19 protein-coding genes and 1 pseudogene are annotated in these 20,444 nt (G+C 71.2%); 14 read left to right on the plus strand and 6 right to left on the minus strand.

Annotated features, from left to right (window positions below):
- Positions 1-58 precede the first annotated feature (58 nt).
- From G407_RS0109925 to G407_RS26860, 3 genes are all read right to left on the minus strand, one after another.
- Positions 59-943, minus strand: a complete 885-nt coding sequence (locus G407_RS0109925; protein ID WP_029030686.1) for a DMT family transporter — start codon at positions 941-943, stop codon at positions 59-61.
- 277 nt (positions 944-1,220) lie between these two features.
- On the minus strand, positions 1,221-1,457 hold the full coding sequence (locus G407_RS31695) for a hypothetical protein (RefSeq protein ID WP_156917539.1): 237 nt from the start codon (positions 1,455-1,457) through the stop codon (positions 1,221-1,223).
- 64 nt (positions 1,458-1,521) lie between these two features.
- Complete coding sequence (locus G407_RS26860) at positions 1,522-2,244, minus strand: ferric reductase-like transmembrane domain-containing protein (RefSeq protein ID WP_052341176.1); 723 nt, start codon at positions 2,242-2,244, stop codon at positions 1,522-1,524.
- A gap of 797 nt (positions 2,245-3,041) precedes the next feature.
- Between G407_RS26860 and G407_RS26865 the strand changes: the two genes are divergently transcribed.
- The gene (locus G407_RS26865; RefSeq protein ID WP_052341177.1) at positions 3,042-3,626 is read left to right on the plus strand and encodes an RNA polymerase sigma factor; all 585 of its coding nucleotides are present in this window, start codon (positions 3,042-3,044) and stop codon (positions 3,624-3,626) included.
- 154 nt (positions 3,627-3,780) lie between these two features.
- Here G407_RS26865 and glgA read toward each other — a convergent pair whose 3' ends face one another.
- Positions 3,781-5,589, minus strand: coding sequence for a glycogen synthase GlgA (gene glgA / locus G407_RS26870; RefSeq protein ID WP_052341178.1), 1,809 nt, complete (start codon positions 5,587-5,589; stop codon positions 3,781-3,783).
- A 302-nt stretch (positions 5,590-5,891) separates the two neighbouring features.
- Between glgA and G407_RS26875 the strand changes: the two genes are divergently transcribed.
- Together G407_RS26875 and G407_RS26880 are read left to right on the plus strand one after the other, a co-directional pair.
- Positions 5,892-6,587, plus strand: coding sequence for an RNA polymerase sigma factor (locus tag G407_RS26875; RefSeq protein ID WP_084327430.1), 696 nt, complete (start codon positions 5,892-5,894; stop codon positions 6,585-6,587).
- Positions 6,584-7,636, plus strand: coding sequence for a type II glyceraldehyde-3-phosphate dehydrogenase (locus G407_RS26880; protein ID WP_043539401.1), 1,053 nt, complete (start codon positions 6,584-6,586; stop codon positions 7,634-7,636). Before G407_RS26875 ends, G407_RS26880 begins: the two co-directional genes overlap by 4 nt.
- An 86-nt stretch (positions 7,637-7,722) precedes the next feature.
- Here G407_RS26880 and G407_RS0109960 read toward each other — a convergent pair whose 3' ends face one another.
- Positions 7,723-8,631, minus strand: a complete 909-nt coding sequence (locus G407_RS0109960; RefSeq protein WP_029030688.1) for a LysR substrate-binding domain-containing protein — start codon at positions 8,629-8,631, stop codon at positions 7,723-7,725.
- 100 nt (positions 8,632-8,731) lie between these two features.
- On the opposite strand from G407_RS0109960, the gene G407_RS0109965 reads away from it, so the two are divergent.
- The 5 genes from G407_RS0109965 to G407_RS0109985 all read left to right on the plus strand — a co-directional run bounded on the left by G407_RS0109965 (position 8,732) and on the right by G407_RS0109985 (position 14,022).
- Positions 8,732-9,904, plus strand: coding sequence for a trans-sulfuration enzyme family protein (locus tag G407_RS0109965; RefSeq protein WP_029030689.1), 1,173 nt, complete (start codon positions 8,732-8,734; stop codon positions 9,902-9,904).
- A gap of 65 nt (positions 9,905-9,969) precedes the next feature.
- Positions 9,970-10,995, plus strand: a complete 1,026-nt coding sequence (locus G407_RS0109970; RefSeq protein ID WP_052341179.1) for an amino acid ABC transporter substrate-binding protein — start codon at positions 9,970-9,972, stop codon at positions 10,993-10,995.
- A gap of 116 nt (positions 10,996-11,111) precedes the next feature.
- Entirely contained in the window at positions 11,112-12,197 is a 1,086-nt protein-coding gene (locus G407_RS0109975) for an ABC transporter permease subunit (protein WP_169728775.1), read from the plus strand.
- Between the two features lie 2 nt (positions 12,198-12,199).
- The gene (locus G407_RS0109980) at positions 12,200-13,288 is read left to right on the plus strand and encodes an amino acid ABC transporter permease (RefSeq protein ID WP_029030692.1); all 1,089 of its coding nucleotides are present in this window, start codon (positions 12,200-12,202) and stop codon (positions 13,286-13,288) included.
- Complete coding sequence (locus tag G407_RS0109985; RefSeq protein WP_029030693.1) at positions 13,285-14,022, plus strand: amino acid ABC transporter ATP-binding protein; 738 nt, start codon at positions 13,285-13,287, stop codon at positions 14,020-14,022. The genes G407_RS0109980 and G407_RS0109985 overlap by 4 nt, the downstream gene beginning before the upstream one ends.
- A 90-nt stretch (positions 14,023-14,112) precedes the next feature.
- On the opposite strand, the gene G407_RS0109990 is transcribed toward G407_RS0109985, so the two are convergent.
- A complete protein-coding gene (locus G407_RS0109990; protein WP_029030694.1) occupies positions 14,113-14,310 on the minus strand; it encodes a heavy-metal-associated domain-containing protein in 198 nt (65 codons plus the stop codon).
- Positions 14,311-14,828: 518 nt separating this feature from the next.
- On the opposite strand from G407_RS0109990, the gene G407_RS0109995 reads away from it, so the two are divergent.
- The 6 genes and pseudogenes from G407_RS0109995 to G407_RS0110020 form a co-directional block, all read left to right on the plus strand.
- The gene (locus G407_RS0109995; RefSeq protein WP_052341181.1) at positions 14,829-15,872 is read left to right on the plus strand and encodes a 2Fe-2S iron-sulfur cluster-binding protein; all 1,044 of its coding nucleotides are present in this window, start codon (positions 14,829-14,831) and stop codon (positions 15,870-15,872) included.
- A gap of 116 nt (positions 15,873-15,988) precedes the next feature.
- Positions 15,989-18,499, plus strand: a complete 2,511-nt coding sequence (locus tag G407_RS26885; protein ID WP_052341182.1) for a heavy metal translocating P-type ATPase — start codon at positions 15,989-15,991, stop codon at positions 18,497-18,499.
- A 93-nt stretch (positions 18,500-18,592) separates the two neighbouring features.
- The gene (gene cueR / locus G407_RS26890; RefSeq protein WP_052341183.1) at positions 18,593-19,108 is read left to right on the plus strand and encodes a Cu(I)-responsive transcriptional regulator; all 516 of its coding nucleotides are present in this window, start codon (positions 18,593-18,595) and stop codon (positions 19,106-19,108) included.
- 154 nt (positions 19,109-19,262) lie between these two features.
- Entirely contained in the window at positions 19,263-19,667 is a 405-nt protein-coding gene (locus tag G407_RS31700) for a hypothetical protein (protein WP_029030696.1), read from the plus strand.
- A 112-nt stretch (positions 19,668-19,779) separates the two neighbouring features.
- Positions 19,780-19,998, plus strand: coding sequence for a hypothetical protein (locus G407_RS26895; protein ID WP_043539402.1), 219 nt, complete (start codon positions 19,780-19,782; stop codon positions 19,996-19,998).
- A pseudogene (locus G407_RS0110020) lies at positions 19,995-20,444 on the plus strand (TolC family protein); the annotation flags it as partial. The gene G407_RS26895 and the pseudogene G407_RS0110020, both read left to right, overlap by 4 nt.

Consider the following 20,444-nt stretch of genomic DNA (forward strand, 5'->3'; position numbering starts at 1 on the left):
CGGGTCTTCGCGTCGTGCCGAGCCCTCGCGTATGCCGAGCCTGCGCATCGTCACGCGTTCAGGTTCGGCGCCCGCCGAGCGGCCCCGCCGCCAGATAGACGCCGACGACCGACAACGCGGCGCCGGCGATCGTGAGGGCCGTCACCGTTTCCTCGAAGAAGGCCCAGCCGACCGTCAGGCCGATCACGGGGACGATGAAGCCGAAGGCCACGGCCTGCGAGACCGCGAGCCGTGCCAGCGTGATCTGCCAGAGCCAGAACGCGAGCGCCGTGCCCGGCAGGGCGAGACCGAGCAGCGCCGCCACGAAGCGTCCGGTCCAGTCGATGCTGGTCGGGTCCTCCAAGAGGATCGCGAGGGCGGCGAGAAGGGCGGCGCCGATCAGGAGCTGCAGTCCCATCGCCATGACGGGCGCCACCTCGTTCGCGAGCCGCTTGATGGCGATGTTCCCGACGGCCACGCCCGTTGTCGCCAGCAGGACGTAGCCCAGGCCGATCGGGCTGGTGCCGCCCGTGGCGGGTGCGAAGCTCGGTAGGGCGATGACGGCGATGCCGACGAGACCGATCGCGAGGCCGCTCCACCCGAGCGCGCCGGTCCGTTCTCCCAGGACGAGGGCCGCGAGCAACCCGGCGATCAGCGGCTGGGCGTTGGAGACGACCGTCGCCAGCCCCGGCGAGACGAACTCGGCGCCGTGGAACATGCCGAAATAGCCGATCCCGGTCATGCCGATCCCGGCGACGGCGATCCAGCGCCACTGGCTCCTCGTCGCCGGCCGCGCGGCGCCGGTCGCCAGGGCGACCGCCATTAACGCCGCGCCGCCGAGCGCCGCGCGCAGGGCGGCGAAGGTCAGGTGCGGCGCATCCTCGAGCGCGACGGCTATCAACGGATAGCAGGCTGCCCACAGCGCCATGACGACAATGGCCAGAAGCCGGGGCGGGACTGGCATCTATGGATTTCCGCCGGTCTTTCGGGCCGGTGCCGAGCCACGGGGCGGTGTGGCGGCCGCTCGTGTGGTCCACTCGGCCGTCCGGTTCCGGGCCGGTTCGGGGTCGGATCGGCGCGCAGGCGCGGGCTCGATCGGCGGCGCATGGCGATCGGCTGCGGCCTGCATGCGGAACCGTCCGCGGCAGGCCGCCGAGGAGCCGCCGTCGCAGCGTCGTGATCGCCTCCGGGCTAGACCCGATCGACCGTCGGGTCTCGATCGCAGGCGGGGGCCTGATCGGTCACGATCGGCGGTCCCGCGGCTCCGCGTCCGGCGCCGTGCCGCCGCCGCAGCACCCGGTCTTGCGATCCTCGGACGGCGGCGGAGCGGCGGCCCGTTCCTTCTCGCCGGCTCCGCCGCAGCAGCAGCCGGCCTTGCCACCCGCCTGCTCGACGGCGGCCGGAGGGCGTTCTTGCGGCTGCACGCCCGCGTGCTGTTCCCTGGTCATGGTCGAGCCTCCTTCGGTGGCGATCGGCACGCCCGGCCGATCCTCTCACCGCCAAGGACGCTCCCGGCGCCGGGCCATTACAGCCGGCCGTGTCTCACGCCGCACGGCGCAGGTCGCGCGGCGGGCGGGCGGTCGCCGCCGCGAAGGCGGCGAGCCGCAGCGTCACGACCGCGAGCACGAGCCCGACGAACGGCCATTGCAGCGGGTTGGGGTCGGGCGTTTGGCGGTGGAAGCTCAGGAAATGGGCGAAGAGGAAATAGCCCACGTGGGCGATGCCGAGCCACCACAGCGGCACCGCGCCCATCTGCAGCACCTTCCACGTCTGCGCGCCCAGCCGCCGCACGGACATGTCGTTGGACGTCAGCGCCAGAGGGATCGCGAGCGCCAGCGCGACGAGGCCGACGGCGTTCGCGAGCCCGAAACCGTGCTGCACCATCACGTAGCGGCCGAGCTGGGGGTGGAACTCGAAGCCGAACAGGCGCCACAGATCCCATGTCACCCATCCGGCCAGGATGACGACGAGATGCACGATGGCGAGCAGCGTGGCGTAGACGCCCAGCTCGCGCCGGAAGGCGATGACGCGGCCGGCCGGCCGCCAGAGGCGCGCCGTCGCGCCGACAGCCATGGCGAGCGCCAGGAGCAGGAAGGACGCATCGCCGAACGCCCGGTTCCAGCGATGCATCGGGCTCCATTGGGCGTGAACGGCCAGGAAGCCGGCGACCAGCGCCGCGGCGAGCAGGATCACGGCCAGGTTGCGTCCGAGCGGTCCTGTCCAGCGCCTCGAGAGGCCGGCGCCGCGACCCGTCGCCGCGGTCATCTCGCGACCCCCTCGATGCCGGCTTCCTCGCCGAGCCGTCGGCAACCGCCCCTGTCCATTCGCGTCTCCGGATCGCTCGTCTCGTTGCGTGCAGGATAGACACCGCCCTGCGGCGCCCCTTCGGCGAAGCGGCGGCAGAGGCTCGCCCGACGAGGAGCTTTGCCATGAACGATGTCCGAAACGTGGCCGTGCACACCCGGCGTCGCGCTGACGCGGGCCGGCGTTCGTCACGAGCGCGTGACAGGCCCGGAGATGTCGTGACATTGATCGAGGTCAAGGCAGGGCCTTGCGCCATCGTCGAGGCTGGCGTTTCGACCTCGAGAAGCGAGACCCATGGGCTTGTGGCGGAAACCGGCGGGAGCGGATCGGTGCTCGGCGCGTTCGCGCGCCGGGGCGCTGTGGCTGGTTGTCGCCGTCCTGCTCGCCGTGGCGCTCGGCTTTCCCGGGCCCGCCCTGTCGGTCGAGGGCGGTGTGGCCCATTGGCATTCGGCATCCGCCGAGGCGGATGGGTGGTCCGGCCCGACAGATGCAGGCGGGACCGACCGATCGGTGGCCGGTGAGCGGTGCTGCAGCCTCGCCGGGACCTGTGCCGTCGATCTTCCGCCGGCAGCGGTCGAGGTGGGCCGCGTCCTCGCCGCCGCCCGCCTGTCCATGAGCCTCGGCGAGAGGGATCCGCCCGGCCCCGCCTACCCGCATTTCAAGCCGCCCCGTCTTCGGACCCGAGCCTGAGAAAGTCGCCAGCGCTGCACCGCGTGTGCGTGCTGGCCGTCTTGCAAGCTTGTGTCCGGAGACGTCCTATGTCCGTCCATCATGCCGCCGGCTCCGCATCGGGCGCGGCCTGCCCCGAGCCCGTCACTGCGGTTCATCACTTCCTTCTCGAACACCGGAAGGACTATCTGCGCTACTTTCGAGGGCGCCTGAGCCGGCCCGACGAGGCCGAAGACGCCTTCCAGGACTTCTGCCTGAGGGCGATCCGAAGCGCTGCTGTGCCGAGCCGGGTTCCCGATGCCGAAGTCTGGCTGCGCTGCGTCCTGCGGTCGACCATCGTCGACCACTATCGCCGCCGTGCCGCCCGCAGGCGCGGCGAGGAGGCCTATCGTCTCGAACCGCGAGACACCGAGACCGGCGCGGAGGCGCACGATACGCCGTCCTGCCGATGCGTGGCCGCCGCTCTGGCCAGCCTGCGCGCCGATCAGGCCGACCTGATCCGCCGCGTCTACCTCGACCAGGAGCCGCGGGCCGCCGTCGCCGAAGATTGTGGGGTGACCGCGAACAACCTCGGTGTGCGGCTCCACCGGGCCCGGCAGGCGCTGAAGGAAGCCATCGCCGCTGTCTGCGCGACCTGCGGCGACGGCCGCTTCGCCGAGTGCGACTGCTGCTGAAGCGCGGCCGCGGCGGCTCGCCCTCACCGGCGGGCCGCCGTGCACGAGCGCGCTCACCACGCCGCGAAGCGCTCCGTCACCATGCGAGGCGCCTCTGCCTCGCGCGATCGGATCGCTCGGCCGTCGCCCCCGTCGGATCGGGTGCGCGGCCGCGCTACCGGCCGAAACCGCGCTGGCCGACGGCCTCGTCCGGCCGCTCTGCTCCTGAGGGCGCCGCGTCGTCGCTCGCGGCCGGCTCCGCCTCGCGCCGTTCGGCCGTCGTCTGGGTCGGGTCCGCTTCGGCCATCAGCTGCGCTTCGGCCCAGGCCCAATGCTCGTCCGCTCGACCGTCCGGCCTGCCTTCCTCTTCCCAGAGGTCGTAGGCCCGCCGGCGAATTCTGCTGTCTCGGTCTTCCGTCATCGCATCCTCCTTCGCATGGTCGCGAATGCGCTCGTGGTGGTCGATCGGGCCGGTTCCGGCCATGCGGCCGCCGGCTCGCGGCTCGGCGCGCGTGCCCGAAGGCGTCGCGTCGCACGGGCGGCGACGGTGCGCGGCGAGCTCGTCGTAGACGGCGCGATACGCCGCCGCGGGCCGCGCCCAGCAGAAATCCTGCGCCATCGCCCGCTCCTGCAGCCGGCGCCAGGCCAGCGGCTGCCGATAGAGGCCCAGTGCCCGTCGGACACAGGCGAGGAGGTCCTCCAGCTGCCGGCCCGGGAACGAGAAGCCGGTCGAGGCGGCGGGGTCGCCGTCGTGGTCGACGACCGTGTCGGCCATGCCTCCCGTCCGGCGCACGATCGGCGGCGTGCCGTAGCGCATCGCGTAGATGGGGACCAAACCGAACGGCTCGAAGCGGGATGGATGCAGCACCATGTCGGCTCCCGCCAGGAGGCGCCGGGCGTCGGCTTCGTGGTAGCCGATCTCGACCGCGACACGGCCGCCGTACCGCTCCGCCAGCGCCCGAAATCGCGTCTGCAGATCGGCATCGCCCTCGGCACACAGGGCGAACTGAGCTCCGGCCGCCACGATCTGCGGAACCGCCTCGGCGACGAGGTCGGCCATCTTCTGTTCGGTCAGCCGGCTCATGAAGGCGATGATCGGCGTGTCGGCCTCGACCTCGAGGCCCATCTTGTGCTGGAGCGCCTGCTTGCAGATCCGCTTGCCGAGGAGCCCGGCCTTGTCGTAGCGCCGCGGCAGGGCATGGTCCGTCGACGGATTCCAGATCCGGTAGTCGGCCCCGTTGGGGATCCCGATCAGGTGCTCCGCGCGTCGGCTCAGCAGCGGATCGAGCCCGCAGCCGTGCTCCTCCGACTGGATCTCGCGCGCATAGGTCCGGCTCACGGTGGTGACGCGGTCGGCATGGGAGAGGCCGGCTTTCAGAAGCGAGACGAGGCCCCCGTGCTCCACGGCCTCGCCGCGCAGCGCCGCCGGATCGATGCCCAGCCTCGCCAGGCGTTCGCGCGAGCAAAGCCCGTGGAAGGCCAGGTTGTGGATCGTCATGATGGTGGCCGGGCGCGGGTCGGGCCGGCGCGCGAGCAGGAACGGCGCGAGGCCTGCGTGCCAATCGTTGACGTGGAGGATATCGGGGCGCCAGCCGGCATGCGTGCCCCGGGCGAGCCGGGCCGCGACGAGACCGAGGAGGCCGAACCGCAGGTCGTTGTCCGACCATTCGACCCCGTCCGGTCGCCGATAGGGGCCGCCCTCGCGACCATAGAGCGCCGGGCAATCGACCAGCCACAGAGGAAGTCCCGATCCGGGAACGCTGGCCGTCGCGAGGCGAACCCCACCGAGAGCCGGATGCTCGAACAGCGCGAGGCTCGGGCCCTCGTGCCCGACCCTCTCCATCAGGGACGCGTAGCCCGGCATGAGGATGCGGACATCGGTTCCGGCGTGCGCGAGAGCCGCCGGCAGGGCTGCCGAGACATCGGCCAGCCCGCCGGTCTTGATCAGCGGGTGAAGCTCCGACGTGACGAAAAGCACGCGCATGGCGGCAATGGCCTTCGAAAAGGATGGTGTCCGCCCGAGCCGCCGTCTCGTCGTGCGACGCAGCTTCCGATCCGCCCGAGCGCTTCACCGGTCAAGGACGTCGGGCCGCGGGCCGCCTTACGATCGGAGCCCGTGCATTTCGGCGATCCCGGGGCGTCGCCCCACGCGATCCCCGGCGGTCGCGCCGGCCGACCTCGGCATCGGGCCCGGGCCGGGACTTCCGGGTCGCGAGCGGCCGTCGGCGCGGCGCTCTCCCTGTAACGACCGTCCGCTCTCGGCGTCTCTTGCCGTGGAGGTGGACCATGGCAGGCACGAACGTGCGTCCGTCCGATGTGGCGGACGACGGGGACGATGCGGCGGAGAAGCCGCCGGGCACGGCGGTGCGACGCGCGCTCGAGGACAGCCATGGGCAGATCTCGAGCTTCCTGCGCCGCCGGCTGGGCAGCGCCGAGGATGCCGAAGAGGTGCTTCAGGCGTTCATGCTGCGCGCCGTCGAGCGCTCGCACCAGCTCGAAGACGTCGCGTCCGTGCGCGGGTGGCTGAGCCGCATCCTGGCGACGAGCATCGCCGACCACCAGCGGCGCGCCGCGCGCCGGCGCGGGCGCGAGACGAGCGCCGATCCGCACGACCTCGCCGACATCCCCGTGGAGGCTGACGCGGAGATCGAGGAGGCGATCTGCAATTGCCTCTACACGCTGCTGCCGACGCTCAAGGGCGACTATGCCGAGGTGATCTGGCGGATCGACCTGTTGGAGGAACGGCGCGAGCGCGTCGCCGCCGACCTCGGCCTGACCCTCAACAACCTGGCGGTCCGGCTCCACCGCGGCCGGCAGGCGCTCAAGCGACGGCTGCAGGAGATGTGCCTGACCTGCCCGGTCCACGGCTTCCTCGACTGCAGCTGCGAGGCGGCCGAGCGCGCCCGCCGGAAGCAGCGGTCCGGGGCTGCGGCCGACGGCGGTCCGGACCCCATCAATCCAGAACACGAGGAAAAACCATGAGTGCGAGCAGGCGGGCAATCCGCGTGGCGATCAACGGTTACGGCGTCATCGGCAAGCGCGTGGCCGATGCGGTCGCCGCCCAGGACGACATGGTCGTGGCCGGCGTGGCAGACATCGCGACGGACTGGCGTGCACGGATGATCGGGCACAGGGGACTGGCCTATTTCGGCGCCTCCGCCGAGCACGCCGAGCGGATCGGCGCATCGGGGCTGGCCGTCGCCGGCACGCTCGACGATCTTCTGGCGGCCTCGGACGTCGTCGTCGACTGCACGCCGAAGGGCGTCGCCACGCGCAACGTCGAGACCTATCGGCGCCTCGGCAAGCGGTTCATCGTCCAGGGCGGCGAGAAGCACGAGGTGACGGGGCATTCCTTCGTCGCCGAAGCGAGCTTCGACGGCGCATTGGGGCGCGACTGCACACGGGTCGTCTCCTGTAACACGACCTCGATCGTGCGCACGCTGACCGCGCTGAAGAAGGCCGGCCTGGCGGGCCGGGCGCGCGGCACGCTGCTGCGCCGCGCCACCGATCCGTGGGAAAGCCATCTGGGCGGCATCATGAACACGCTCGTGCCGGAAGCGGAGATCCCCAGCCACCAGGGGCCGGACGCGCAGAGCGTGGACCCCGAGCTGGACGTGATCACGATGGCGGTCAAGGTGCCCGAGACGCTGGCGCACCTGCACTACTGGTCGGTTCGGCTGGAGCGCCCGACGCGCAAGGAGGATGTCCTCACCGCCTTCGCGGCCTCCTCGCGCATCGCGCTCGTGCGCATGCGGGACGGGCTCGGTGCGATCAACGCGGTCAAGGAGATGATGGCCGATCTCGGCCGGCCGCACGACAACCTCTACGAGGTCGCGTTGTGGTCCGACATGCTGACGGTCGAGGGTGACGAGCTCTTCTACGCCTACATGGTCGACAACCAGGCCATCGTGATCCCCGAGACCATCGACGCGATCCGCGCCCTGACCGGCCTGTCGGAGACGGCGGGTCCGTCGATGAAGAAGACCGACGCCGCGCTCGGCATCGGTGTCCCGGGCGCCCTTCTGGGCTGAGGCGCCGTGGTCGCGGTCGAGCGTGCACGATGGGCGGGCGAGCCGGCGTGTCGTCGCGCCGGCCCCTTCGCGCGGTCCGTCGCGCGTCACTGCGCGAGATAGCCGCGCGCGGCCATGTCGTCCCGGGTGCGCTCCGCCGCCTCGAGAAAGACCTCGACGATCCGCGAGGTCGGCGCTTCCGGTGGCCGCACCAGCAACGACTTGAAGTGCACGGCGGGCCTGAACGGCCTGACGGCGACATCGGTCAGGTCCAGGCCGTCCAACGAGAAGGGGTTGACCAGGGCGAGGCCCACCCCGTGCCGGACCAGGCTGCTGATCGTCAGCGAGTACTGCGTTTCGCAGACGACGCGGGGTTTCGCACCCTCTCGCGCGAAGATCGCGTCGAACCTCGCTCTCGCGGCGTCCTCGCTCGCGAGGGTGACGAAGCGTTCGTCGGCGAGCATGCCCGGGCCGATCACGTCCTCGCCGGCCAGGCGGTGATCCTTGGGCATGATGCAGACGGCCGGTGCGTTCGCGAACGGCCGCACGTCCAGCCCCGCCTTGCTGATCTCGTCGGCGGCGAAGCCGAGGTCGAAATTGCCGGCGGCGACCTCCTCCCTGACGTATTCCGAGCTGCGGATCTGCAGCAGGATCGGGACGTCGGGGAACTCGGTCGCGAACCGGCCGACGACCCTGGGCAGGAACGCGTGCCCGAGGGCCGGGAGGCTGATGATTCTCAGGCGCGCACCTCGGAAGCTGCGGATGTTCTCGGCCGCGAACCGGAGGCGCTCGAGGCCGACGAACGAGCGTTGAACCTCCTCGAGCAGCGCATGCGCCTCCGCGGTGGGCTTGAGCCGTCCATGCTCGCGCAGGAAGAGCGTCAGCCTCGTGCTGCCCTCGAGCTCGGCCAGGTGGCGGCTGACCGCTGGTTGCGAGATGCGGAGCATCTCCGCCGCCCGGCTCGCGGTCCCGCAGAGCATGACGGCCCGGAAGGCCTCGATCTGACGAAAATTCATGCCCGCACCCTATCAGGTTTTTGGATAGCCTGCGGATGTTTTTGTATTTGCGGCTATGGAAGCCGCATGCGCTCATTACTCGGCAACGTCCGAGGCGCACATGAACCGCGAAACCGTCTTGTTGAAGGATTGGGGCGACGACCTCCCGTTCCGCTCCCTGTCCGTGCCTCCCCATCGCGGGTCGACGTTGCTGTTCGACACCGTCGCGGCTTTCAACGAGCGGCACGCCGGCTTCTACGACGGGTACTCGTACGGCCTCTACGGGCACCCGGCCAGCCGGGCCTTGGAAAAGGCGATGGCGACACTCGAAGGCGGGGCGCGTGCATTGCTGACACCGTCCGGCATGGCGGCGATCACGCTGGTCAACATGACGGTCCTGTCCGCAGGCGACGAGGTCTTGATCCCCGAGAGCGCCTACGGCCCCGCACGAGAGGCCGGGCAGGGCCTGCTTCGCGCCATGGGCATGTCGGTGCGTCACTACGCTCCCGATGCCGACGTCGGACGGCTTTTCACCGACCGCACGAAGCTGGTCTGGATCGAAGCGCCCGGCAGCTTCGGCATGGAGATGCAGGATATTCCCGCCATCGTCGCCGCCGCGCAACGGGCGGGAGTTGCGGTGGCGGTCGACGGCACCTGGGCCTCGCCGCTCGGCCTGAGGTCCCTCGACCACGGTGTCGACTACGCGGTCCAGGCGCTCTCGAAATACGTCAGCGGCCATTCCGACGTCCTCATGGGATCGGTGGCGGTGCCCGACGAGGCGCGCTACCGAGCCCTGAAGGACCGCTCCAAAGCGCTCGGCTACGGGGTCTCTCCCGAGGACTGCGTGCTGACCCTGCGCGGGCTCGGAACGCTGGCCGTACGACTGGAACGGCAAGCCGGGACGGCGCTCGCCATCGCCGACTGGCTGCGCTCCCGACCCGGCGTGACGCGCGTTCTGCACCCGGCGCTTCCGGGCGACCGCGGCCACGCGCTCTGGTCGCGCGACTTCACGGGAGCCGGCGCGGTATTCTCGGTGGTGCTCGATCGCTCGCTGGACGCGAACCTGCCGGCGTTTCTCGAGAACTGCGAGATCTTCCGCATCGGTGCCAGCTGGGGCGGCCTGCACAGCCTCTTCGCGCCCGCGGAGATGAAGGCCCTGCGAGGCACGCCCGACTGGGCGGAAACCGGACCGCTCGTGCGCATCTGCATCGGGCTGGAAGCCGAGGCGGACCTCCGCGCCGACCTGGAACGGGGCCTTGCTCGGTACACGTGCGCAATCGCTCGGGCGGGCTGACCGCCAGCGCTCCGGCGAAGCGCCGCGCCGGGGTGATGCTTCATGGCGCACGGAGGGGTGACGACATGAAAACGAACGTGCTGTTTCGACTGATCGCCGGCACGGCGGCCCTGCTGCCGGTGGCGGCGCAGGCCGGCCCGACTCTCGACGCCGTGAAGGCTCGTGGGGTGCTGAACTGCGGTGTCAGCACCGGCACTTCCATCGGGAAGAGCACCCTCGACGATTCCGGCAACTGGACGGGATTCGAAGCCGATTTCTGCCGCGCCGTCGCCGCCGCCATTCTCGGCGACGCGACCGCGGTCGAGTTCGTCCCGCTGGAGTTCAAGAACGCGTTCGCGTCGCTGCAATCGGGGAGCGTCGACATGCTCGCGCGCTCTGCGACCTGGACCCTCTCGCGCGATGCCGAACTCGGCTTCGAGTGGGCGGGTGTCTACCTGTACGACGGGCAGGGCTTTCTCGTGAGCAAGGCGAGCGGCGTCACGTCCGCGGAGCAGCTGGACGGCGCCTCGATCTGCGTCACCTCGGGCACGACGACCGAGCTCAACCTCGCGGACTATTTCCGCACCAAGGGCATGAGCTACACGCCGATCACGGTCGGTTCGCCCGACCAGTCGATCGCCAATCTCGAAGCGGGCCGCTGCGACGCCTACACCAACGAGGTCGGCGGCCTCGCCTCCTATCGGCTGGGGCTTTCGGACCCCGCGGCCTACACCATTCTCCCGGACGTCATCTCGAAGGAGCCGCTCGGGCCCGTGGTCCGTCAGGACGATCCGCAGTTCGAGGACGTCGTCGAGTGGACCCTCTACGCGCTCGTCATCGCCGAGGAGTTCGGGTTGACCAAGGACGGCGTCGCGCAGGCGGCAGCGACGACGCAACGGCCCGAGATGCGGCGGTTCCTCGGTGCCGAAGGCGAGTTCGGGGCGAAGCTCGGATTGCCGAACGACTGGGCCGTCAAGGTCATCCAGGCGACCGGGAACTACGGTGAGCTGTTCGAGCGCACGCTCGGATCGCAGAGCGACGCCGGCATCGCCCGCGGAGTCAATCGCCTCTGGTCGGAGGGCGGTCTCCTGTACGCCCCGCCGGTCCGGTGACGCGTCCCGTCATGCCGACGTGCGCATCCATCGGCGCGGCACCCGCTGCTGCGCCGACGCCGCGCAGGCCGCCCCGGCGGCGGTTGCCCTGGCGCTCGCTCGGGCAGCAGGCCTTGGTGCTCGCCCTCGTCGCGGCGGGCCTCGCCTATCTCGCCGGCAACGTCGCCAGGAACCTGGAGGCGAGCGGCATGGCGGGCGGCTTCGGCTTCCTGCGCGAGGAGGCCGGTTTCGCCATGAGCTTCAGCCTGATCGAGGTGAGCGAATCCTCGACCTACGGCCGGGTTTTCTTGGCGGGCCTCTCGAACACGATCTTCATCGCCGCCCTCGCGCTCGTGAGCGCCACCGCCCTCGGCTTCGTCGTCGGCTTCGCTCGAACCTCGACCGTCGCTCCGGTGCGCGGGGCGGCGGCGCTGTTCGTGGAGCTGCTCAGGAACCTGCCGCTCCTGCTCGTCCTGATCTTCATCCAGGCTGTCGTCCTGCGATCCCTGCCGGTGGTTCGCGAGGCCGTCTCGTTCGCCGATACGGTCTACCTCAGCAATCGGGGCATCTATTTTCCCTGGCCCCGAGACGACCACGCGCTCGCGGCCGGCGTGGCGGTCGTTCTCGGAACCGGCTTCGTCGTCGGTGCCTGGCTGCTCCGCCCGCGGACGCCGATCCTGTCCTCGAAGGACGTCGGAGCCGCACTTGCCGCTGCCGCCATCGGCTCGGCGCTGCTGGTCTCGACCGTCGCCTTCGTCGACTGGGAGCGCCCGGCGCTCCGCGGCTTCGACTTCACGGGCGGCGCGAAGCTCATGCCGGAGCTCGCGGCGCTGCTGCTGGCGCTCACCCTGTACAATGCCTCGTTCATCGCCGAGCTGGTTCGCGCCGGCCTCCAGAGCGTCGACCGCGGCCAGGTCGAGGCCGCGATGGCCCTGGGCCTGCGCCCGAGCTTCATCCGGCGCCGCATCGTCCTGCCCCAGGCGATGCGCCTCATCGTGCCGCCGCTGACCAACCAATACGTCCACCTGATCAAGGCGTCGTCCTTGGCGACGGTCGTCGGCTTCCCCGACCTGGTCGCCGTGTTCCTCGGAACGGCGCTCAACCAGACCGGTCGCGCAGTGGAAATCGTGGCCATGACGGCGGGCGTCTACCTGACGCTGTGCCTGGCCGTCGCATCCGTGTCCGCGGCATGGAATGCGCGATCCAAGCTGAAGGAACGGTGAGGATGAAGACGCACGTTCCCGACGTCGGTCGTGGACATCGGCTCGTGCGGGGACTCGGCTCCCGCCGGAGCGCCTCGAGCCTGCTCGCCTGGGCCGTTGCGCTCGTCGCGGCCGGGATCACGCTCCCCGACATCGTCGGGTGGGCGCTCGTCGACGCGACCTGGGTGGCGGAAGACCGAGCGGGATGCGATCCGGCCGGAGCCTGCTGGGCTTTCGTCGTCAATCGCCTGCCGCAGTTCGCGTTCGGCTTCTATCCTCCGGAGGAGCGCTGGCGCGCGGCGGTCGCCCTCGCGTGGCCGCTGGTGTCCCTGGCGATCGCCCTCGGGCCGGGGTTTCGGCGCCGGGCGGCGGTCGTTGCCGCCGCTCTGGCATTCTATCCTCCGGTCGCCGGCCTCCTCCTGCTGGGGGGCCTGCTCGGGCTTCCCCGCGTTCCCACCTCGCAATGGGGCGGCATGACGATGACGGTCTTCGTCGGGACGGTCGCCTTCGTGGCCGCCTTCCCGATCGGGCTCGGCCTGGCGCTCGCCCGGCGTTCGTCGCTGCCGGCCCTGCGTCTGCTGGGAACGGGTTTCATCGAGATCTGGCGCGGCCTGCCGCTGATCGCCGTCCTCTTCATCGCCGTCGTCATGGTCCCGCTGGCCCTGCCTCCCGGCACCGAGCTGCCCCGCCTCGTGCTCGCGCTCGTCGGCATCACGCTCTACACCTCGTCGTACCTGGCGGAGGTCTTCCGCGGCGGCCTGCAAAGCCTCGGTGCGGGCCAGGGCGAAGCGGCCTCGGCGCTGGGCTTCACCTATTGGTCCGCGCAGCGGTACGTCGTCGTCCCACAGGCGCTCATGGCCGTCGTTCCGGGCATCCTCAATACGGTCGTCGCGCTGTTCAAGGATACGACCTACGTCCTCGTCGTGGGCCTGTTCGACTTCTTGAGCATCGTCAGCGCCGCCGTCGCGGACCCGCGTTGGCTGGGTCTCGCCACCGAGGGCTACGTCTTCGTCGGGCTCGTCTACTGGGCCTTCTGCTTCCTGCTCTCGCGGGTGAGCGCGCGCATCGAGCGCGACATCGGGCGCGGACGCGAGCGAGGGAGATCGGCATGACGGACGTCGCGGTCGAGGTGGCGAGCCTCTCGAAGTGGTTCGGCACCTTCCTGGCGTTGGACGATGTCTCGCTGCGCGTGCCGCGGGGGTGCAGCACCGTCCTCTGCGGTCCCTCCGGCTCCGGGAAGTCGACGCTTCTGCGATGCTTGAACGGGCTCGAGACGTGGCAGGAAGGCGAGGTGCGCATCGCGGGGACCCGCGTGCGCAGCCGCCCCGGCGACCTCGTCGCCCTGCGTCGACGGGTCGGGATGGTGTTTCAGAGCTTCCACCTGTTCCCGCACCTCGACGTCCTCGCGAACGTCTCGCTGCCGCCCCGGATCAACCTGAGGCTCCCCCGCGCCGAGGCCGAGGACCGGGCGCACCGCCTGCTGGCGGAGGTCGGCATGGCCGAGCTGGCGCGCATGTTCCCCGCGCAGCTGTCGGGAGGGCAGAAGCAGCGCGTCGCCATCGCGCGGGCGCTGGCGATGGAGCCCCAGGTGCTTCTGTTCGACGAGCCGACCTCGGCGCTCGACCCGGAATCGGTGGGCGAGGTCCTGGACGTCATGACGCAGCTCGCCGAACACGGGCGCACGATGGTGGTCGTGACCCACGAGATGGGCTTCGCCCGCCGCGTCTGCCACGAGGTCGTCTTCCTCAGCGACGGCCGCATCGTCGAGTGCGCGCCCGCCGACCGCTTCTTCTCCGACCCGGCATCCGATCGAGCACGGACGTTCCTCGGGCAGGTCTGTCGGTAGGCCGGGGGGCGGTCACGCTTCAGCGATCCCGTCGCCCGGCTCGAAGCCGGGCCGCCGGCTCGACGCGCGAACCGGCGGCCGTCGCCATCGTCAGGTCGCCGGCGCGGCGGGATACCCCGCCTCCTTCAGGACGGCTTCGAAGGCCGAGCGCGGAAGGGTCGAGCGAACCTCGACCCGGCGCCGCTCGGGCTCGGCCGTCACGTCCGCCTGCGGGTCGGCGCTCCTGATGGCCTTCGTTACGCTCTTCGCGCAGCCGCCGCACGTCATGTTCTCGACCCGGAACTCCATCTCTCGTCTCCTGCTCTTTCACGGTCGACGGCGCGGTCGCCCCGTCCCGGCATCGTCTAGTTCTTCCAACGACTGGAAGGTCAAGGTGCCCGTGAGGTCGAGCGCACCTGCCCGCCCGAGCCGACCGCCTTTCCGCTTGACCTTCCAACGCTGGAATAGCCGACCCCCGAATGCGGATCATGGACGCGCAAGAGGAGGCTCTCGTGACCGCATACCGGAACCGTCCGCTCCATCGGGACTCGTCCCGGCCCGGACCAGAACGCCACCGACCCGCCTAGCGCGCCTCCTCTGGCCTTCGGACGTGCCGGACGGCCGCGACACGACGCGGCGCCGCGCACGGCGCAGAGCCGATCGCAGTGGGCGCTGCCCCGAGGCAGCCATTGCCCGGAGGCGGGCGGAGACGTCGCGTCGTCTCGGCGCCGTACGCCCTGCGCCTCCGCGTCCGTCCCTCCCATCCCGCTCTCCCAAGCGCTCTCGCGACGGAGCCGCTTCACCGACGCTCTCGAGGACATTGGCACATGCACGAGCTTCACTTGCTCCAGGAGGGGCGCTCGATCCCCGTTCCGGCCGGCACGACGATCCTTGACGCCGCGCTCGAGGCGGGCGTCGCTTTCCCGCACGGCTGCCGTTCGGGGCGCTGCGGGAGCTGCAAGGCCCGGGTGACCGGCGCAGGCGTGACGCTGCTGGATCACTCGCGGTTCGCGCTCACCGCCGAGGAGAAGGCCGCGGGCCTGATCCTGGCCTGCCGGGCGGTGCCCGAGGGCGACGTGTCCGTGGTCTGGCTCGGCGACGAGGACGCCGGTGGCGGCCATCCGGTGCGGACCGTGTCGGCGCGCGTGGCCGCCGCGGATCCGCTCACGCACGACATTCGCGGCCTGCGCCTCTCGATCCCGGGGGCCCCGCTCGCATTCTCGGCGGGCCAGTACGCCCGCCTGGCGGTGCCGGGCACACCGCCGAGAGACTACTCGATGGCGAACCGGCCGGGAGACCGGGAACTGGAGTTCCACGTTCGCCGGGTGCCGGGCGGCGCGACCTCCGAGGCGATCCACGACCGCCTGGCGGTCGGGGACGAGGTGGTCCTGACGGGCCCCTTCGGGTCGTCTCATCTTCGCATCGGGCATCCGGGCCCGATCCTCGCCGTCGCCGGCGGCTCGGGGCTGGCGCCGATCCGATCCATCGTGGAGACGGCGTTGTCGCTCGGCATGCGCCAGGACATCCACGTCTATTTTGGGGCTCGCACCGATCGGGACCTCTACGACATCGGGAGGTTCGAGGCCCTGGCCGCACGCCACCCGAACCTCTCGTTCACGCCCGTCCTGTCGGGAGCGTCGAGCCGCGCGTATCGCACCGGCCTCGTCGCCGACGCGGTTGCCGCGGACCACCGGGACCTGACCGGCTGGAAAGCCTATCTCGCGGGCCCGCCGGCGATGGTCGAGGCGATGCTGCAGGTCGCGGCGCGCGCCTCGCTCGGGATCGGAGACATCCACGCCGACGTCTTCTTCACGCCGGACGCTCGCCCGGTCGCGTCCGCGGCGCCCGCAGAGCGAGGCGCGCCGGCGTGAGCGACGGGATATGAGCCTCGCAGCGAAAAAAGGCGCATGAGCGCCTTGACCTTCCCATTGTTGGAAGGAGCAGGGTCATGGTCGACAAGGAATCGGCCCGCAGGAGAGCCATAGTGATGACGTCGACAACACCATCCCCGGTCACGCTGCGCATCGAGGGAATGACCTGCGCGTCCTGCGTCGGGCGCGTCGAGCGTGCGCTGCGCGCCGTGCCGGGCGTCGCCGAGGCGAACGTGAACCTCGCCACGGAACGCGCGGAGATCAAGCTCGCCGAGCCGGTGGACCGCGCCGCCCTGGTTCGGGCGATCGAGGACGTCGGCTACGACGTGCCCGCGACCTCGACGGAGATCGCGATCGAAGGCATGACCTGCGCCTCCTGCGTCGGGCGTGTCGAGCGTGCCCTCCGGTCCGTGTCGGGTGTGACCAAAGCCAGCGTGAACCTCGCGACCGAGCGAGCCAGCGTCAAGGGAACCGCCGACGTGTCGGCGCTGATCGCGGCTGTCGAGGCTGCGGGCTACGCCGCGAAGGTCTACGGAGCCGGCATCGCGAACGACGACGCCGCCGCCGAGAAGCGGGAGCGCGAGTCGCGTGCGCTGGCTCGGGACGTGCTGATCGCCGGCCTCCTGACCCTGCCCGTGGTCGTCCTCGAGATGGGCAGCCATCTCGTCCCGGCGATCCACGACCTCGTCATGGCGACGATCGGCATGAAGGGCAACTGGTACACGCAGTTCGCCCTCACCACGGTGGTCCTCCTCGGACCCGGGTTGCGCTTCTACGTCAAGGGCTTTCCGGCGCTCGCCAAGGGGGCGCCCGACATGAACAGCCTCGTGGCCGTCGGGACGGCGGCGGCCTACCTCTTCTCGGTGGTGGCCACCTTCGCGCCCGGCCTGCTGCCTTCGGCGACCGTGAACGTCTACTTCGAGGCCGCGGCGGTGATCGCGACGCTGATCCTCGTCGGCCGTTGGCTGGAAGCGCGCGCCAAGGGACGAACCTCCGAGGCGATCAAGCGGCTCGCCGGGCTCCAGGCCAAGACGGCAAGGGTACGCCGGGACGGCGCCGTCCACGAGATCGCGGTTGCGGACGTCGCACCCGGGGACATCGTCGAGGTCCGCCCGGGAGAGCGTGTGCCGGTGGACGGCGCGGTCGTCGACGGCAGGAGCTACGTGGACGAATCGATGATCACCGGGGAGCCGATCCCGGTGGCGAAGGAGGCCGGTGCGACCGTGGTGGGCGGCACGATCAACCAGACGGGATCGCTCACCTTCCGGGCGACCGCGGTCGGCGCGGACACCATGCTGGCGCAGATCATCCGGATGGTCGAGGAAGCCCAGGGCTCGAAGCTGCCGATCCAGGCGCTCGTCGACAAGGTCACCATGTACTTCGTGCCTGCGGTCATGACGCTCGCGGCGGCGACCTTCGCGGTGTGGTTCTTCTTCGGGCCCGAGCCGGCGATGACGTTCGGCCTCGTCAACGCGGTCGCGGTGCTGATCATCGCGTGCCCCTGCGCCATGGGGCTCGCCACGCCGACCTCGATCATGGTGGGCACGGGTCGCGGCGCCGAGATGGGGGTCCTCTTCCGCAAGGGCGAGGCGCTCCAGCTCCTGAAGGAAGCCCGCGTCGTCGCGCTCGACAAGACGGGGACGCTCACGGAGGGCGAGCCGCGCATGACGGACCTCGAGGTCGCCGACGGCTTCGACCGTGCCGACGTGCTGGCCCGGATCGCCGGCGTCGAGGCGAAGTCCGAGCACCCGATCGCGCGTGCCATCGTGGCGGCGGCCGAGCAGGAGAAGCTGGTCCTGCCAGAGGTCTCGGACTTCGACAGCGTCACCGGGATGGGCGTCTCCGCTCTCTCGGGCGGCGTGCGGATCGAGATCGGCGCCGATCGGTACATGACGAGCCTCGGCCACGACGTCGGGCGCTTCGCCGCGACATCGGCTCGGCTCGCCGACGAGAGCAAGTCGCCGCTCTACGCCGCCATCGACGGTCGCCTCGCCGCCGTGGTCGCCGTCGCGGACCCGATCAAGGAGACGACGCCGGCGGCCATCCGCGCCCTGCACGATCTCGGGCTGAAGGTCGCGATGATCACCGGCGACAACCGCCGGACCGCCGAGGCCATCGCGCGGCGGCTCGGCATCGACGATGTCGTCGCGGAGGTCCTGCCGCAGGGCAAGGTGGATGCCGTCAAGAAGCTGAAGGCCGAGCACGGCCGCCTCGCCTTCGTCGGCGACGGCATCAACGATGCTCCCGCTCTCGCCGAGGCCGATGTCGGGCTCGCCATCGGGACCGGGACGGACGTCGCCATCGAGGCGGCCGACGTGGTGCTGATGTCCGGGTCGCTGAAGGGCGTCCCCAACGCCATCGCGCTGTCGAAGGCGACGCTGACGAACATCCAGCAGAACCTGTTCTGGGCCTTCGCCTACAACACCGCCCTGATCCCCGTCGCCGCCGGGGTCCTCTGGCCGAGCTTCGGCATCCTGCTCTCGCCGATCCTCGCCGCCGGCGCGATGGCGTTGTCCTCGGTGTTCGTGCTCGGGAATGCGCTGCGACTGCGGCGGTGGGCGCCGCCGATGCGCGAGCCGAGGCAGCCCGCCGGACTGGCCGGTGCGCGCCTCGCGCCCGGGGAGTGAGGGACGCAGGACGGCCGCGGCAGCGGTCGTCCTCGCCACCCGGAGCGGCCGCGCCGGCCGCCCCGGGCTGCGGCACGACGACAGGAGGACGGCATGAACATCGGCGAAGCCGCGAGCGCCTCGGGCGTGTCGGCGAAGATGATCCGGTACTACGAGTCGATAGGCCTGATCCCGGCGGTGACGCGCACGGAGGCGGGGTACCGCGTCTACAGCGAGCGCGACGTCCACATGCTGCGCTTCATCCGCCGCGCGCGCGACCTCGGCTTCAGCGTCGAGGGCATCGGCGACCTGGTGGGTCTCTGGCGCGACCGTTCGCGTCGGAGCGGCGACGTGAAGCGGCTCGCGACGGCGCAGGTGGACGACCTGCGCCGCAAGATCCGGGAGCTCGAGGAGATGGCCGCCACCCTGGAGACCCTGGCGGCGCATTGCCACGGCGACCACCGGCCCGATTGCCCGATCCTGCACGACTTGGAAGCCGCGGCCCCGGTCCGGGCGACGCCGACGAAGCGCTCCGGCGCGGTTGCGCGACGCGGGGAGCGCCATGGCGGGGAGGGCGGCGGCAAGAAGGCCGCCCTTCGGCCGATCGGCCGCTTCGAGCCGGCCGTCTAGAGCGGGGCCGCCGCTCCGCCCTCCGGGCGCGGCGTGCGCGGCTCGCACCGGGCGCGATACGGCCACCGGTTTCCGGAAGGCTGTGGCAGAACCGCCACTTGCCCGACTGCGCCGGGATCGGGTAATTGCTCAGGGAGGGATTAGGAGTCTTTTCTTGCGCCGCGTCACCGTCCTCCTCGCTCTCCTCATCGCCTTGTCGGTCGCGGCGGCTCCGCTGCTCGCCGCCTACGGCGATGCGCATGCGAGTGGTGGCGGGGCGCATGCGGACCTCGCTGCCTCCTCGGGCGCGGGATCGTGCGAATCGGGCTCGCTGAACGCTCCGGGCGAGCACCGCGCCGTGCACCACGACGCCGTGATCCCCAATCCTTGCGGTGGCGCCTCCGAATCGGCCGGCCAGGTCGGTCTGTGCGAGATGGCGATGTGCCATCCCTTCATCTCGGTGCGCGGCGTCCACCCGCACCGCGTGCCGCTCGCGGTGCTGGTCTCCGGTGCCTGGGGCGCGGACGCGCTCGTGGACGACGGCCTGTCCGCCCGGATCGAGCGCCCGCCGAGGGCCTGACCCCGGCGCACACGCCGATGGGCCGTCCGGCCCGCTGTCCACCCGATTCCCTCGTCGCCGATGCGCGCCCGTCGAGACGGCGCCATCGCTCCGATACGGACACCAGAATTCCATGCTCAAGCCCGTCCTCGCGACGGCGGCGGCGCTCGGCCTGACGGCCTGCGCCACGAACCCGCCTGCGCATCTCGTGCGCGCCGCCGACCCGGCCGCACCCACCGCAATCGCCGGCTACACCGCCGTCGATGCCGGCACCGTCTCCTTCCGCCCGGTTCAGCCCCTCGACTGGGGCGCGGTGAACCGCCGCGTGGCCCCCCGGGAGGTGATGCCGTGATCCGCAAAGCCCTCGTTCTCGCCGGCGCGACCCTGCTCGCCGGCTGCCAGACCCTGTCGCCCGACGGCGGCATGAGCGCCGTCCAGGAGATCGTCCGCACCGAGCTCGCGGCCGATGTCGAGCGCGTCGTCGCGCCCGACGAGGTCGCCTCCGCGGAGGCGCGCGCCGACGCCCTGCTGGCACGGCCGCTCGGCCCGGACGCCGCCGTGCAGGTGGCCCTGCTCTCCAATCGCGGCCTGCAGGCCGCGTATGCCGGGCTCGGCGTCGCCGAGGCGGACTTCGTCCAGGCGAGCCTGCCGCCGAACCCGAGGGTCGGGCTCGCGCGCCTCGTCACGAGCGGCACGCTCGAGATCGAGCGCCGGATCGTGGCCAGCCTGTTCGCGCTCGCCACGCTGCCGGAGCGCACGGCGATCGCCCGGGAGCGCTTCCGCGCCGCCCAGCTCGGG

The sequence above is a fragment of the Salinarimonas rosea DSM 21201 genome (assembly GCF_000429045.1).
GTDB lineage: Bacteria > Pseudomonadota > Alphaproteobacteria > Rhizobiales > Beijerinckiaceae > Salinarimonas > Salinarimonas rosea.